This is a genomic window from Streptomyces chengmaiensis (genome assembly GCF_029846775.1).
Classification (GTDB): Bacteria; Actinomycetota; Actinomycetes; order Streptomycetales; family Streptomycetaceae; genus Streptomyces; species Streptomyces chengmaiensis.
In genome coordinates this window covers 37,529-52,611 of sequence record NZ_JARWBG010000029.1, presented here as the reverse complement: position 1 = coordinate 52,611, position 15,083 = coordinate 37,529, and the positions used below count along the sequence as shown (strand labels likewise).

Here is a 15,083-nt window from a genome sequence, read left to right as displayed (position 1 = left end):
ACGAACGAGACACCCGCCCCTGCGGTCTTCCGCATTTCACACACCTGAATGACCCAGGGCGCCCGGCACGAAGGCGTACGACGAACCGCTCGCCGAGAGGCGCGCCGAAGCCTGGCACTACCTCGACCGATGGCCATCCACGGCGAGGTCCTCTTCGCCATCAACGCCCTGGCAGAACGCCAGGCGCAGCAAGCCGCACCCGCCACGCCGCCCTCCCGCACGGCGATCTCGCTAGGCGCAACGGCGGTGTTTGAGCAGCGCCGGGCCCTGCTTCCCGCCACCCGCCTCCACCACCTCTTCCCGCCGAAGAACAGGAATCCACCCATGGACCTTCCCGGCCTGGAACTGAAGATCCGCATGACGCTCGTGGCCGGCCCGGACATGCGTGTCTTCGTCCCCGTGCGGCTGTACTACACGGACTCCGACCCGTACGCGGTGCAGTTCTCCTTTGACGTCACGCCCGACGAGGTGGTCCGGTGGACGTTCGCCCGGGACCTGCTCGACCAGGGCCTCATCGCACCCGCTGGCATTGGCGACGTGAAGATCACTCCGATCGGCCCTCACCGAAGCCGCTGCCTCGGCATCGAACTGGAATCCCCCGGCGGATACGCTCGCCTTGAAGCACCGGCAGCTTCCGTCAAGGCATGGCTCGCCAAGACCTTCGGGGTCGTCCCCGCAGGCCGGGAGTCTGAATCCGTCGACATCGACAGCTTCCTCGACAAGCTTCGGAGCCACTGAACCACGCGCCGCCCCGCACGCCCACAACGGGCCCAGCGCAAGAAGATCCGCGCCGCCATGTCACACCAGCGGCGCGCAGCACACCTCTGCACAGGCCCCGTCTGCCCACGTCCCAGACAAGGAGCAAACCTGTGGCCACGTACTGAACAAGACCTCGGACATCAGCCTGGAGAAGGTCGTCGGCACTGCGCCCGAGCTCACCGACATGTAGGGGCACCGATGAAAGTGGCGTCGCCCACCGACGAAACAGCACCAGACCAACAAAGGGCAGGAAACAATGGACGAGCCCCCGCTTCCGGAAGGACGTGACCGTGCATCACGACCGCTACGCCTTCAACGAGGCCCTGAATCACGAGGCCGCTCTGGTTCTGGTTTCCGACGGGTGCACCCCTGCCACATATGACTCCATACACGCCGTAGCATCGCTGGGCTTCGCGCTGGGCCTGGATCCGAAGGTGACTCCGGACAACCCGCGGCTCCTCGTCCTGATCCTTGAACCTGCCCTCCTCACCGCTGAGGAGATCGCCAGCGCCGCGCCCAGCACCGAAGCCCGAGAACGTGTGTTGGTAGAACGAGCCAGGCGGCTGGGTGCTCAGAGGACCGAACTGCAGGCCGCCTGCACAGCGTCCCTCGCGACAGCCGGGTGGACGGTAGACGTGCAGAACGGCATTTTGACAGCCACTGCCCCTCGCGAAGCGGTACTCGCTGCTTTGTCCGCCGTACACGGAAACTAGGCACGACTTCTTCCGGTCAGAGCTCCAACGAGCGCTGTCGTAACGGGAAGAGGTCTTCTTCGGTGAGGGGATCAGCGACCGGCAAGGTGGCCATCACCGAAGGCTGATGAATTCTGTCGGTGTCCCATGTACAAGGACGCCGAGACCAGCCTCCGCAAGAGCGACCGCCTCGGCGACCGCGCCGCCGTCTACCTCCTGGTCGACCGCTCCTACTTGATGAAGAACTACTTCACCGACGGCACCGTCCAGCGGTTGAGCGACAACCAGATCCTCAGCCTGTCGGCACACCTAGACGACGGCAAGGTCCTGGTCGGCGCCGCTTCTTCTCCAGCGGAATGCACACCCTCGCGCGAGGCGGCCTGTTCCGCCGCTCCCAGACCTTCGTCGACGTCGCACTCGGCGCCCACCAGGGCCGCATCGCCGAGCTGCACAGCGGGCTTCCGATCCGCTGAGTGCCGCTGCCCCGCCGCCATCTTCACCCACATACTCCCGCGAAAGCGAGAAGTCTTCATGCCCGCATCCACGATCGTCGCCTCCGGCGGGGAGTTCCGCCTCTACGGGGACTCCGTGCAGACCTTCGCTGATCTGCCCGTGGCCACCTACACGATCTCCTTCTCCCAGGTGGCCGGCTACAGCCTGCGCCAGACGGAGCCGCTGGCATCCGCCACAGAGACCGTCTACGGCAGCCACGCCTCCCGTGTACAGCGGATCGTCACCGGCTACTCCGCTATGGACCGTTCGCTCGGCGTCATCCTCTCTGGCGACAAGGGCATGGGTAAGAGCCTCATGCTCCGCCTGCTCGCCGAGCGGATGCGCGAGGAACACCACCTACCCACCGTGCTCGTGCAGCACGATACGCCGGGGCTGGCCGCTTTCCTCGACGAGCTTGGCGAAGTCGTCGTTGTCTTCGACGAGTTCGAGAAGATCTTCTCCAACGAGGACGACGAGTCGCAGAACCAGTTCCTGAGTCTGTTCGATGGGCTGAGCACGACGAAGCGCCTCTACGTCCTGTCGGTCAACGAGCTGCACCGCGTCAACGACTACATGCTCAACCGCCCCGGCCGCTTCCACTACCACATGCGCTTTTCCTACCCCGAGCCCGAGACGGTGGCCACCTTACCTGCATGACCAGGTGCCCGGAGTAGCCGAGAAGCAGGTGGCCGAGATCGTCGACTTCTCCCGGAAGTATGACATCAACTTCGACCACTTGCGGGCGATCGCCTTCGAGTTGCGCCTGGGCGAGTCGTTCGCTGAGGTGATCGGGGACCTGAACATCAAGCGGAGTGAGCACGCCGGCTCGCGGATCGAGGCCCACATCACCTGGAAGAACGGCGACACCGACGTCTTCGATGGCCGTGTCGATCTGTTCAACAGCGACAGCCTGCAGACCATCAACGACTGGGACACCAGCACCGGGCTGCAGTTCCGCATGCGCGACGCCGTCCCGTCCGAGGACGGGTACCAGCTCCCGGATGGTGCCTTCACGCTCACCGACCTCCGTGACGAGGACGACAGGTCACCCGACGACGAGAAGGACCTGCGTGCCGCCGCGGTGATCCTGCGCCGTCCCCCGAAGTACTCCATCGACTTCTGAGGACGCCCCCCATCCGAACCGCCGAGGAGCCACTCCGGTCTCCTCGGCGGTTCGCTGTCCGGCTCACGCGTTCCTGTACAGAAAGCAGCCTTCGACCATGCCCACGTACCGCATCGTCTCCGAGCCCGACCCCGGCGCAGAGCATCGTGAGCCCCGAAGGGCCAACCTTTGCCTCGGCAAGGCCCGTCTCGTCACGCTCATCGACTCCGGGGACCTGTTCTGGGCGACCAGGCGTGAGCTGATCTCCTTCAGCAACAACCTGCACTGAGCGCCATGCTGCCTGCCCCGACTGTGCTGCTCGCCTGCCTGGCCGTTGCCGCGCTCGGCATCCTGTGCCTCGCCGCCGGCGTTGGCCGTAAGCGGCGCTGGCGTGATCCCACCCGGCTCTTCAGCTGGCCCCAGAAGCAGCAGCTCATCCGCCAGGCCAACGGCCGGTGCGAGCACAAACCGCCCCTCTGGTTCCGGTGCCCGGCACCGGGAACCGAGGCCGATCACATACGCCCCTGGAGCCGCGGCGGGGCGACTGAGCTGTGGAACGGCGAGCTGCTCTGCCGCCGGCACAACCGGCGGAAGTCCAACCGCGTACCGAGCCCCCTCTACCGCTGGCGTCTCGCGCGCCGGCGCAAGAAGTACTGACCACCCGGACCACATCAGGAGCAAACTCATGGCCTCGGACGACCCGCACGCAGGGAAGCATCAGGTGAGCCGCGCGGAAACCTCACGTCGAGGCAGCCGGCCGGGTCGTGCGGGCATCAGAGATGTTGCCGCCGCCGCCGGGGTCTCCATCACGACCGTCTCCGACGCCCTCAACGGCAAGGGCCGGCTCCCGGACGCCACCCGACGCCATGTCCGCGAGGTCGCCGACCGGCTGGGCTATCGCCCGTCGGCCGCGGCCCGAACCCTCCGTACCGGCAAGTCCGGTCTCATCGGCCTGACGGTGACGACGTACGGTGATGAACCTTTCACCTTCACCGAGTTCGCGTACTTCGCCGAGATGGCGCGGGCCGCCACCTCGGCCGCGCTCGCCCGCGGCTACGCGCTGGTCATCCTCCCGGCGACCTCGCGCCACGACGTGTGGTCGAACGTCGCGCTGGACGGGACCGTGGTGATCGACCCGTCCGACCAGGACCCGGTCGTCAGCGAACTGGTCCGGCTGGGACTGCCGGTGGTCTCCGACGGCCGCCCGGCCGGATCGCTGCCGGTCACGGCCTGGGTCGACAACGACCACGAGGCCGCCGTACTCGGCATCCTCGACCACCTGGCCGACGCCGGCGCCCGACGCATCGGCCTGTTGACGGGGACGTCGACCGACACCTACACGCACTTGTCGACCACCGCATACCTGCGCTGGTGCGAGCGGGTCGGCCAGGATCCGGTGTACGAGGCATACCCGGCGCACGACCCGTGCGCGGGCGCCGTCGCCGCCGACCGGTGCTCGCCCGCCCCGACCGCCCCGACGCCGTCTACGGCCTGTTCGACCCGAACGGCACCGACCTGCTCGCCGCCGCCCGGCGCTACGGACTGCGCGTACCGGACGACCTGCTGCTGGTCTGCTGCAGCGAGTCCACCGTGTACGCCAACACCGAGCCGCCCATCACCACGCTCTCCCTGAAGCCGCGCCGTATCGGCACGGCGGGGGTCCAACTCCTCATCGACGCTATCGAAGGGCTGGAGTCGGAGCAGACGGTCGAGCAGGTGATACCGACCGAGCTGATCGTGCGTACCTCGTCCCAGCGACGTGCGCCGCGCACGACAGTAAGCCCGCCGCGGTCGCCGGAGGAGGGGTAGGGCACGGGCGGTCACCGACAGGCCCAAGGCCCGCGCGAGCGGTGGCCCGCGGGCTGCCACCCGATCGCCCCGCGAGCGGTGGTGCGCGGGCGGCCGCCGGATGGTCCCTCAGCGAAGGCATCGACGGCTCCACCAGCGCGAAGACCTTCTTCCAGGAGCGCATCAGCGACGTCGTGAGCCGAGCCTCCAACGACGTGAGAGATCTCGCGCCCAGGAACGAGCAGGTACGTGACGCGGCCAACCTCATCGACAGCGCCGCGCTGCACTACCTCGAGAACCCCGGCGCGACCCTGCGCCAGGCGATCAAAACCAGCTGCGACCAGGACGTCGACGACCTCCTCGGCTGGATCCAGGACTGATCCGACCCACTAATTCCCCATCCTGAAGGAGCAGATCATCATGGGCGCGAGCATGCTCACCGCCACCATCGCCTTCCCGGCCGAAAGCACCGAACCGCCGAACTTCGACCGAGGCCGTCAGCTGCTCGAAGAGATCACAGACGTCTCGCTCTTCACCTTCGACGAGCCTGAGGCTGAACTGGAGGAGCTGCTGCCGGATCTGGACGGCGAGTCCGACCTCGTCGACGAGAACGGCGAAGTGCTCATCGAGTACGCCCGGTGTGCCGGTCTCGTCATCATCAACAACCTCGAAGAGGCCCTCGACTCCCGGGAGACGACATTCCTCACGGTCGCCGACTACAGAATCTACATCTCCGGCGGGCCCTCCAACGGCGACAACCCCACGAACGCGACCCAAGCGATCTGGGACGCCTACAAGCTGCCCGAGAGCGTGCTCCTCGCCATGGGCTTCATCCCGGACTACGAGCAGCCGCTCTCCCGCGCGAACGGTAGCGGGGATCACACGCCCCTCACTGACACCGACGTGGTCGACGCGATCGCGCTCGGCCTGGGCACCTCGCCGGAGTGGCCCGGCACGGACACCCTCAAGTGGATCGCCGAGGCCATCGGCAAGGTGCGTGACGAACCCGGCAACGCTGAGCCCGTCGAGTACCTCAAGCGCTGGTCAGAGCGGTACGGCTTCGACCCGCTGTCGAGCGAGTTCCTCTCGGCGTACATCAACGAAGGGGTCGACGAGGTCGACGAAGAGGAGATCGAGGGCTGACAGTGACCGGCACGACCCACGACCTGCAGCACCTGGTCAACCAGCTCAAGTACCACCTCGAAGAGGCCGGATACGAGACCACCCAGGCCGCCGTTGGAGGAGTTCGGCTACCTGAAGCGGACCAGGGAGCGCACCGGCAAGGGCATCTCCCGGCACGAGCAAGTCGTGTGAGATGACCCGGAGCTGCTTCAGGGCGAGCCACCAGCGCCTGAAGATCCGGCGCTCAAAGATAAAGACGGCAACCACAAAGAGAACTCTTCGGGTTTTGCCGCCCATTGCGGCAGCATGCCGACTGTGAGCCAGCGCGCCACGAAGGTCGCCAAAGGCCTCTGCGACAAGTAACCGCTGCACAGCTTCCACGGCGTTTGCTCGATGGCCACGCGCGCCATTCAGGCGGACTACGACGAACCGCGCATCACCCGTGCTCTCAAGGCCCTCGCCGAGGCGGGCAAGCCCGTGACGCTCGGCACCTTGCGGTAGGAGCTGGAAGGGCCGCCGACGTTCGAGCGACGCCCCCACTACGTCCACGGCCCGGCATCCAGCGGCCTCGCCGCCCGCAGAGCACCACTTCGGCTGGCCGGGCACCGTGCCCGTGGGCCGAGTGCAGGTGCACGCACGAGCCTCCGTGCGTAGCGGGCTGGATCGACACCGACGAGCAGGACCCGAGCTGGTGCCGACGGCCGACCCCGTACCCGGGACGGCCAGCCCGTCACCCACCAGACGACGCGTCAGTGTCCCAGCTGCCGCCCCGAGGCGGCCCAGGCCCTGGCCGACCCGGTGCTCCGCGCGGCCAGCAATTCTCGAAGTTTCGTAAGCGCAAGGAGCGCTGATATGTCCTTAGCCCAACCCACCGAGACGCGCTCCCCGACCTGGCGCGAGGAACTGACCCACGACCTGGCCGACGCCACAGAGAAGACGCGGGCGGCCTGGCTGTCGCAGCGCAGCGTCGTCGCTACCTACCTGCGGGCCGTCATGCCCCACTTGGAGGCGGCGTTCCACCGGGGCAGGCGCGGCCACCTGCGCGACCTGGGGATGATCCCGCCCTCGCTGACGCACCCGCTCACCGGCCGCGAGAAGCAGGTCATCGTCCGCGTGGCGCGTGGCATGTCCAACGTGAAGACCGGCGTGGACCTGTGCCTCTCCGAGGACACGATCAAGACCCACCTGAGGCGCATCTACAAGAAGACCGGCACGCACGACCGGGCCCACGCTGTCGCCCTCCTGCTGATCCGGGGCGACATCACGGCGGCCGACGTCCTGGAGCCCCTGGATGACGACCGTTGACACCCCTCTCTCGCACCGGGCGCCCGCAGACAGCACCGGACACCCGGTCCACCTCGTCGAAATCCGGCGGCCCGACGACGAGTACCCAGCCGCTGCGCCGGCGGGCATGGTGCGGCGGCTGCCAGTTCCACAGCGCCACTGTGAACGTCTGGCTCCCGGACGGCTCGTATCCCATCGAGGCGACCACGCTCACCGACACCGCGGAGTTCCAGGACTTCTCCTGGGGCCACGGGTACGAGCGCGAGATGCCGCTCGGCACCCCGCGAAGGAAGCGGCCGACGCCGTCCTCGCCACGCTCCCGGCCCAGGAGAAGCAGAGGGTGCTGGTCAGCTGAGTCCCGTACGGCAAGCCGGGGTCTCCGTTCCACGGAGGCCCCGGCTTCGTCATGCCGTCGTGCTCGCCGTCTCCCCACAACATCCCACCGCACGTCAGAGAAAGCGCAGCACACTCATCATGGCCAAGACGACCAACCCCTACGCCCACGCCTACACGGACTTCCTGGGCGAAACCGCCGAGCACCAGCTCGTGGTGCTCCACGATGACGGTCTCTACCGCCATCTGAGGATCCAGAAACCCGGCACGCGCACGTGGTCCTGGGACATCACCACCTGGCCGGGGCACCTGGCCACCTCCGGCGACATCGCCGACGGCTACATGTTCACCCGCGAACTGGACATGATCGGCTTCTTCGACATCTCCAAGTGGAACCGCGACTACTACTCCGACGGCGCGCCGAGCATCGACGTGCACTACTGGGCCGAGAAGCTCTGCGGCGGCCGTTCGCACGAGGTGAAGAAGTACGACCAGGATTGTGTTCCTGCGGCACGTCAAGGACAGCCTCGGCGAGCACGAGGAGCTCGGCAACGAAGCCCAGCACTTCCGCGAACAGCAGCTCATGCTCCTGCGCAAGCTGTACGAGCTGCGCGGCTTGGACGAAGCCGCCATGCAGGATCACCTCCAGGCGTACTGGAAGAAGGAATTCAGCGAAGCCGAACTCTGGGCAACCGACGACCTCTCGGACGAACAGTTCGAGAAGCTCGACGCCGAATTCGACTGGTCCGAACTCGCCGATGTGCCCATGGCCGAGCGATCGCCGGCCGAGCGCGTTGCCGAGATCCTCGACGAGGCCCGGCTGTACGCCGGGTCCGAGCACGAGGCGCGCGAGTGGCTGCACGAGAACTCCGAGGCCTTCGGCGGGGACACCTGGGAGTGGGACCTGCGCGACTACGACATCCACTTCCTGTTCACCTGCTACTGCATCGACCTGGCCGTGCGGTTCTACCACGAGTACCAGGCCCAGCAGGCTGCCCTACCGGAGTCCACGCGCCTCAGCAGCCGCGTCTTCGGCTTCCTGGTGCGCGGCTTCCGCGCGCTCGGCCGTCCGCGACGGCGGAGCAGCCACCCGACGACCGAGGTGGTGCAGTCATGAGCCGCCGTCCTGTCCAGGACCCCGTGATTGACGCAGCGCAGGGCGATGAGATCCACCCCGCCTTCGGCGTCGCGGTCGTGACGCGGAGGAGTGGCGGAGGTCGTTCGCTGTTCCAGTCCGACCTGCTCCACAACGAGACCATCTCGCTCTCAGTCCACGAGGCCATGCGCAAGCGCGACCTCAGCCACGACTGGGTACACCCGGGCCGAGAGCTCGTGGAGATTGAGATGAGCCTCGCCCAGTGGGGTTCGCTCGTGTCCTCCATGGGTCTCGGCAGCGGCGTGCCGGTGACCATCCGGCGTACCGAGCACGATCCCGCCGTGCCCGAGATCCCGCATCAGCCCTGCACCGCCGAGAGCCTGCGGGAGGTCCGCGAGGTCACCGACCGGATGTACGCCCGTGTCAAGGCCGCCACAGCGGTACTGCACGAGGCGATCCACGAGAAGAAGGGCGTGAGGGCCACCAAGGAAGCACTCAGCGCACTGGAGAACGCCGTCGCCGGTGCGGGCAGTAACGCCCAGTTCACCGTCGACTCGCTTGTGGAGTCTGGCGAGCAGGTCGTCGCCCAGGCCCGCGCCGACATCGAGGCCCACGTCCTGGAGGTTGTTCGGCTGACGGGTGCCGAGCCCTCCATCGAAACCTCGTCATTCGATGCCCCGGCGTTGCCGGGGCCCAGTAGCAGCCGAGGGGAGCCCACCGATGTCTGAACTCACCGTGCCTGACGGACTGTTCGACGCCGATTTCGTCGCCTCCGACGAGCACAGCCTGGCCGACCGCTTCGACTGGATCATCCAGGACGGCCAGATCATCCACGCTCCCGTCGTCGGCTGGACGTGGGCGTGCCGCAGGTGCGGCGAGGCCGGAACTCTGCCGGAGGACCCTGTTCGTCTCGCCTCCCTGCACGGAACACAGCACGCAGCTGGCCCGTTCGACACCCTCGTGCCGCTCCTGGTCGCCGTCGTGCGCAAGTTCCCTCCGACCACGCCGTCAAGCACGAGCTACCTCGCCGAACTGCTCGCCGAAGCACCGCCCGCCATGACCGTCCGGGAGTGGCTCGCCGCCCGGGGCCCTGTCCTTCTGGGAACAGAGGTCCACCTGGCTCTATGGCACATGGCGCGCCGCCGTACGGCGGAGGATCTCGTTCAGCGGTGGCGGCAGACGCGGGATGCCGCCGAGGCCGCGTGGGAAGAAGTCCTGGCCGACAAGATCCGCCGTCATCCGGCCTACCTGCACCCGGTGTACCCCATGGTGCCGTTTCTGGTACGGGTTTGGGCCGTGGACGGCAAGCGCGGGCCGTTCTGGGACGGCACGGGCGTCCGTCTCGTGGCCGAGGACGGCAGCGAGCTGTGCACCTTCGACCTCGGCGACAGCCCCGAGACGACTGCGGCCCTTGACGCCCTGACCGAACTCTGCCCGCCGCGCTGGGAGGAAGACGAGCGGGACACGCTGCTGTGAGACCGCACCCGCCGCCGGGTAGGGCGCGGCACCCATGCCGCGCCCCGCTCCTCATTCCCTGGCGGAGGACGACTTCGCCACTCTCGCCGGCTGGGCAGCAAGCATCAGCACTCACTTACCACACACCCGGAGCACACCGATGACCGAACGGACCAAGGTGTTCACCGCCGACATCGCCGAGCGCGCCGTGTGCGTCACCTGGCCTGACAACGACCGCGGCGGGGCCACGCCGCCACCGGACGGCTGGCAGGACCGAGCATGGGCGCAGGAGCCGACGTTGCATGAGATCGACGAAGGGTCGGTGTCCGGCTGCTCGATCCTGCGCTGGCGGGAGGACCCGCGCCCGGATCCCGAGTTGATTGAGGCGTCGCTGGCACTCGTCACCGGCAGGCCGCAAGCTGCCCCGCCTGCCGCCGCGCCGCCTGCGGACCGGCCTCTGCCCCCGCTGCTGATCGGTGCGCAGGTCGAGGCGTACGCCCTCGTGGTCCGCCGCCAGACCTGCGATGACCTTGCGGGGGAGCTCCGCAATGACGGTCAGGTTCTGGCCGCCGATCTCGTGGACGAGAACCGCGACTTCACCGAGATATCCCGCTCCCTGGCCGCCATCCCCGCCGCACCGAAGACGGAACACGGTGCCCACTGCCGCCCCTTCGACTGCCGGTGCGGCTGCGACCGGGCACAGAACTGCCTCGACTGCCACCGCTGCGTGTGCTGGCGCGGGAAGTGCTGCGCCCAGGTCGCCACCGACTACGCCCGCGCACGGGCCCGCAAGACCGCCCTGCGGGCACTCCTGGACGCCGTGGGCCCGGTGATGCTGACCGAGCTGCGGGAGACCGTCGCCGAGGCCGAGGAAGCCGCCCTGCGCGACACGATCGCCCGCCGGGTCCGCTTGCTCACGCCGGCCGACGGCCCCCGCTACACGCATGCCGTCTTCGCGGCCTATGACTCCAAGCTGGGCATGGGCCATGCCGACTACCGCCTCCACGACGTGGAGCTGCACGAAGACGAGAACAAGCACGAGGACGAGGACAAGCACGAGGACAAGCACGAGGACGAGGGCGGGCCTGCGACCGTCGACCTGGACGACGATGTCCTGTCCGCCGCGCTCGGCACTCTCGCCGGGCTACTGCGCCCCGACGAAGGCGCGGACCTCGCCGTCGACCTCACCGACTGACCCCGAACACCGAAACGGCGAGGCGCGCGTGGCCTAAGGAGGTCGCCCGAGGGCGCCTCGCCGCAGCGCTTCTGGCCCGCGCGCCACACGAACCATGCGCGCCCTGCACCCCTTTGCTTTCAGTACCCACTAGGAGAACCGCGCCATGTCCGCGATCACCACCACCCCAGCCCAGGTCGGCAATGGCAAAGCCGTGCACTACGTCCGCAAGGACGCGTTCCACTCCCACACCATCGGCTGCGGTCGACCAGTGTCCCGGGAGCTGACCGCCCAGGATGCCGCCGACCGCAAGGCGTGCGGCCCCTGCAAGCGCGCCGTGGAGGTCCTGGCTACCGAGCCGCCGGCCCTGACCGAGGCCCCCGCCGCCGACGCCGCCGAGCAGGCCCCGGCCGCCCCGGCGGAGGACGACCAGGCCGCCAAGGTCGCCGACATCGAGCGGCGCGTGCGCCCCCTGGATGCCGACACCGTCACGGCCGCGACCACGTTCGACCCGGAGCTGACCTACTACACGGACGGCACCCGGGTGGTCATGCGCGCCAAGGACACCGAGCGCACAGGCACCACGTTCGGCATGGCGGACGGCGCCGCCCCCTACGCCTACCAGGCCGTGCGCTGGGACGACGGTGGCGCCGACCTGGTCGCCCCCCACGTCCTTCACCGCGCCGACCAGAACGACCGGGCGCGCCGTCAGGAGCTGGTGACCGAGGTCGCCACCCGCACCCTCGTCATGGCCAGCCACATCACCGCCCACAGCTCCCAGTCGGTCGACTTGCCGGACGGCGAGCGCATCGCCTGGACGTTCCGCACCGGCCGCGGCGCCCGCGCCCGCTATCACTGGGTGTCCGCCCGCAACGTCCTCAGCCTGGGCGACGGCAGCGAGTACCGGTGGCAGGCCGAGCAGTCCGCCTGCCTCGCCCGCCGCACCGGCCTGGACGAGGCGCCGATGGCCGAGCACATCGCTGTGGTGACCGCCGAGCCCACCGAGGTCCTGGAGCGCATGCTGGCCGCCCTGGACCAGGACACCGTCCAGCTCAAGGAGGACGGCGCCGCCCGCTGGGCGGTCGTGCGCGGCGGCACTTTCCTGGGCACCGTCCACGACGAGGGCGCCCGCATGCGCCGCGGCCGTTACGCGGCCTGGGCCCCCTACGCCGAGCGCCGCGACGGCAAGGTCGGGTTCCACCACGACCTGGACGCCGCCAGGGACGCCGTGGCCCAGGCGTGGCCCGTGGAGGTCACCGAGATCGCCGGCGAACTGGGTGTGCCGGTCACCCAGGTGCTGGAGGTCGCCGAGCAGGTCGACCAGGAATGGAAGGCCCAGGGACGCCGCGCGGTCCTGCGCGCCCAGGCGTACGCGGGTACGGACAGCCGGGTGACCCAGGCCGCTGCCGCCGAGGTGCGCCGCCGCCTGGAGGTGCCGTTCCACGGCCCGGCCGACTACGACGGCCCGCGCGGCCTGTGCGGCTATGACGACCACACCGCGCCCCTGCTGTCCTCCGGCAAGCTCGCCGAGCACGACCGCCAGCAGGGCGTCATGTGGGGGTGCCCGGGGAGCTGCCGCCCCGGCCGTGGCAGCCGCGAGGAGCTGACCATGCGCGACACCACGGCCGTCTTCTACAACCCGCCGCGCCCCCGGGGCCTGGCCTGCCATGTCAAGGACGGCGACCTGGTGGTGGTCGACGGCCAGGCGATGGAGGTCAAGGGCCTCCAGGTGGACAAGAGCACCAACGCCCATGTGTGGCTGGTCCTGGATGGCATCAGCGCCGGACCGCTCCGCTTCACGCTCGAGGACCGGCTGGAGTACCGCCGTCGCGTGCGCCGCGTGGACGTGCCGTGCCGGGAGTGCCGCGTGTACGTGGTCATGGAGGTGGACGAGGCCGTGGACGGCGTCCCCAACACCCGCCTGTGCGGTCTGTGCGACCGCCCGCAGCCGGACGAGATGACCGAGGACCAGGCCCGCGCCCGCGTAGCCGGTACGTACCCGCACGCAGAGGCGTTCCAGGCCGAGCGCACCGAGCACGGCCGCCTGACCGGCTACACGTTCCGCGCCGGCCGCCTGCACTCCGCCCGGTACGGCTGGATCACCCCGGCCGGGACGTACGCCAAGGCCCTGGAGGCATACCGGTCGCAGGCCGCCGCCATGCTGCCCATGGCCGTCCGCGACGAGCAGGCCGCCCGCCCCTGACTCCTACCGGCCGGGACTGCCGACCTGGATGACGAGGTTCTGTCCGCGGCGCTCGTCGCGACCGTCCATCCATCAGGGCCCGTACCCCGGCTCCGCACCGTGCGGGGCTGGAGCACGGGTCTCCTGTTTCTCTTGCCCGTCCCGCCTCTCAGAGACGGAGTGATCCACCATTCGACGCCCTTATCGACTCGATTAGAACCGTCGTATGAGAGTCGATGACAAGCTATTCCCGACTGATTAGGCTGAAGCTATGACTCACAACAGCAACGCTCACGGCAACGGCGCTCCCGACGCCGCGCTCCCGAAGTTCTCCGTCAATGTCGTCCCGACCGACCAGCTCAGGCGAGAGGACCTCGGCACGATGCTGAACCTCTATCGCCGCGGCGAGATCACGCCGCTGATCTTCGGCGACGACAACAAGCCCGAGGCCGCGATCATCCCCTTCGCCGCGTTCGTGCGCCTCATGAAGTACGACCACGCGGCCCACGTCCACGCTGAGGCTGCTTTCCAGGCCGAACTCTCCCGCCGTATCCAGGAGTCCGACGCCTCCGGCGAGGCGAGCGTGACCATCGAAGAGCTCGCCGAGAGCCTCGGCCCGCTCGGTCAGCAGTGGGCGGATGAGCATCGTGCTGCCCAGCAGGAGAAGCGTGATGAGTGAGCGTCAGCCTCCCATCCGCCTCCTGCCGACGACCGGTCTCAAGCAGGACCTCCAGACGCTCCACGACGCCGCGGTGATGCACCCTCATGGACCGGAGGACCGGCTCCTGCGTGTGGCTCTCAACCAGCTGGGCCGGATCAAGCAGGGCGCGCCGAGCACACACCCGCTGGAGTACATGCCCAGTTATCCCGACCTCTCTGATTGCCAGACCACGTACGTCGGCGCGGATCCGAATGCGAAGCCCTCGCACCGGATGGTCTGGCGGGAACACGCGCCGCAGCGCCCGGGCGAGCCCGTCACCCGCGAGATCATCGCCCTGGGTGAACGCGCGAACGGGCAGGCCTACTACCTGGCCGGCCAGCGCCTCGGTCGCCCCGTGGGCTTCACTCTCGCCGAACTGGCCGCGCAGCGCGAGCCGATCGGGAGTCCCTCACGACCCCGACAGCGCTCGATCGGCAGCTTCGACACGCCATCCATGAGCGAGCCTGACCTCCAGTTCGGGTGACCTATAATCCGCGACTCTGCTGAGCATTGAGGCCTTCTCGTAGAATGGAAGCAATAGCGATTTGATAAGAGCGAGATGGTGACGATGTACGACAGCGAGCCAGTGGCTCAGGTGACTGGTCCTGATGTCGAGACCCCGTCCAGTGCAGCCATGGGGCGCCGCCGGCGGATCGGTCCTCGTTCCGCCCTCTTCGTACGGCGCGGCATCGGACTGGCAATCGCCCTCGGCATGGCCTACGGCATCTTCCACATCATCTTCCGCACTGACGTGTTCGCCCCCGTACTGGCCCACGTCGGCCCCGTCGAGGACTTCATCGGCTGGGTGGTTGAGGACCCGGGGCGGGCCTGGATCGCGCTGGCGGCCCTCGTCATCCCGCACATCGGGCTGTACTACCTGCTCTTCGAGGACCGGAAGTAGCAC

General features: G+C 68.5%; 17 protein-coding genes and 1 pseudogene. All 18 read left to right on the top strand.

Annotation, left to right across the window (positions count from 1 at the left end; all coding sequences use genetic code 11):
- Positions 1 to 129: 129 nt before the first annotated feature.
- The gene (locus QCN29_RS23055) at positions 130 to 738 is read left to right on the top strand and encodes an SsgA family sporulation/cell division regulator (protein WP_279930504.1); all 609 of its coding nucleotides are present in this window, start codon (positions 130 to 132) and stop codon (positions 736 to 738) included.
- 311 nt (positions 739 to 1,049) lie between these two features.
- Positions 1,050 to 1,472, top strand: coding sequence for a hypothetical protein (locus QCN29_RS23050; RefSeq protein WP_279930502.1), 423 nt, complete (start codon positions 1,050 to 1,052; stop codon positions 1,470 to 1,472).
- Between the two features lie 126 nt (positions 1,473 to 1,598).
- Entirely contained in the window at positions 1,599 to 2,600 is a 1,002-nt protein-coding gene (locus QCN29_RS23045) for an AAA family ATPase (protein ID WP_279930501.1), read from the top strand.
- 4 nt (positions 2,601 to 2,604) lie between these two features.
- A complete protein-coding gene (locus QCN29_RS23040) occupies positions 2,605 to 3,066 on the top strand; it encodes a hypothetical protein (RefSeq protein WP_279930500.1) in 462 nt (153 codons plus the stop codon).
- 97 nt (positions 3,067 to 3,163) lie between these two features.
- A complete protein-coding gene (locus QCN29_RS23035; RefSeq protein ID WP_279930499.1) occupies positions 3,164 to 3,334 on the top strand; it encodes a hypothetical protein in 171 nt (56 codons plus the stop codon).
- 5 nt (positions 3,335 to 3,339) lie between these two features.
- Positions 3,340 to 3,702 (top strand): HNH endonuclease, encoded by a 363-nt coding sequence (locus QCN29_RS23030; protein ID WP_279930498.1) that lies wholly within the window; start codon positions 3,340 to 3,342, stop codon positions 3,700 to 3,702.
- Between the two features lie 28 nt (positions 3,703 to 3,730).
- A pseudogene (locus QCN29_RS23025) lies at positions 3,731 to 4,854 on the top strand (LacI family DNA-binding transcriptional regulator).
- A gap of 41 nt (positions 4,855 to 4,895) precedes the next feature.
- Positions 4,896 to 5,213, top strand: coding sequence for a hypothetical protein (locus QCN29_RS23020; RefSeq protein WP_279930496.1), 318 nt, complete (start codon positions 4,896 to 4,898; stop codon positions 5,211 to 5,213).
- A 40-nt stretch (positions 5,214 to 5,253) separates the two neighbouring features.
- Positions 5,254 to 5,976, top strand: a complete 723-nt coding sequence (locus QCN29_RS23015) for a hypothetical protein (protein WP_279930494.1) — start codon at positions 5,254 to 5,256, stop codon at positions 5,974 to 5,976.
- 831 nt (positions 5,977 to 6,807) lie between these two features.
- On the top strand, positions 6,808 to 7,260 hold the full coding sequence (locus QCN29_RS23010) for a helix-turn-helix domain-containing protein (RefSeq protein ID WP_279930492.1): 453 nt from the start codon (positions 6,808 to 6,810) through the stop codon (positions 7,258 to 7,260).
- An 811-nt stretch (positions 7,261 to 8,071) separates the two neighbouring features.
- Positions 8,072 to 8,689, top strand: a complete 618-nt coding sequence (locus QCN29_RS23005) for a hypothetical protein (protein WP_279930491.1) — start codon at positions 8,072 to 8,074, stop codon at positions 8,687 to 8,689.
- On the top strand, positions 8,686 to 9,396 hold the full coding sequence (locus QCN29_RS23000; RefSeq protein WP_279930490.1) for a hypothetical protein: 711 nt from the start codon (positions 8,686 to 8,688) through the stop codon (positions 9,394 to 9,396). The genes QCN29_RS23005 and QCN29_RS23000 overlap by 4 nt, the downstream gene beginning before the upstream one ends.
- Positions 9,389 to 10,144: a hypothetical protein gene (locus tag QCN29_RS22995; RefSeq protein ID WP_279930489.1), complete on the top strand. Its 756-nt coding sequence runs from the start codon at positions 9,389 to 9,391 to the stop codon at positions 10,142 to 10,144. Before QCN29_RS23000 ends, QCN29_RS22995 begins: the two co-directional genes overlap by 8 nt.
- 139 nt (positions 10,145 to 10,283) lie before the next feature.
- On the top strand, positions 10,284 to 11,318 hold the full coding sequence (locus QCN29_RS22990; protein ID WP_279930488.1) for a hypothetical protein: 1,035 nt from the start codon (positions 10,284 to 10,286) through the stop codon (positions 11,316 to 11,318).
- A 145-nt stretch (positions 11,319 to 11,463) separates the two neighbouring features.
- On the top strand, positions 11,464 to 13,500 hold the full coding sequence (locus QCN29_RS22985) for a hypothetical protein (RefSeq protein ID WP_279930486.1): 2,037 nt from the start codon (positions 11,464 to 11,466) through the stop codon (positions 13,498 to 13,500).
- Between the two features lie 250 nt (positions 13,501 to 13,750).
- Positions 13,751 to 14,158: a hypothetical protein gene (locus QCN29_RS22980; protein ID WP_279930485.1), complete on the top strand. Its 408-nt coding sequence runs from the start codon at positions 13,751 to 13,753 to the stop codon at positions 14,156 to 14,158.
- On the top strand, positions 14,151 to 14,663 hold the full coding sequence (locus QCN29_RS22975; RefSeq protein WP_279930484.1) for a hypothetical protein: 513 nt from the start codon (positions 14,151 to 14,153) through the stop codon (positions 14,661 to 14,663). Before QCN29_RS22980 ends, QCN29_RS22975 begins: the two co-directional genes overlap by 8 nt.
- 150 nt (positions 14,664 to 14,813) lie before the next feature.
- Positions 14,814 to 15,080 (top strand): hypothetical protein, encoded by a 267-nt coding sequence (locus tag QCN29_RS22970; protein ID WP_279930482.1) that lies wholly within the window; start codon positions 14,814 to 14,816, stop codon positions 15,078 to 15,080.
- The last annotated feature ends 3 nt before the right edge of the window (positions 15,081 to 15,083 follow it).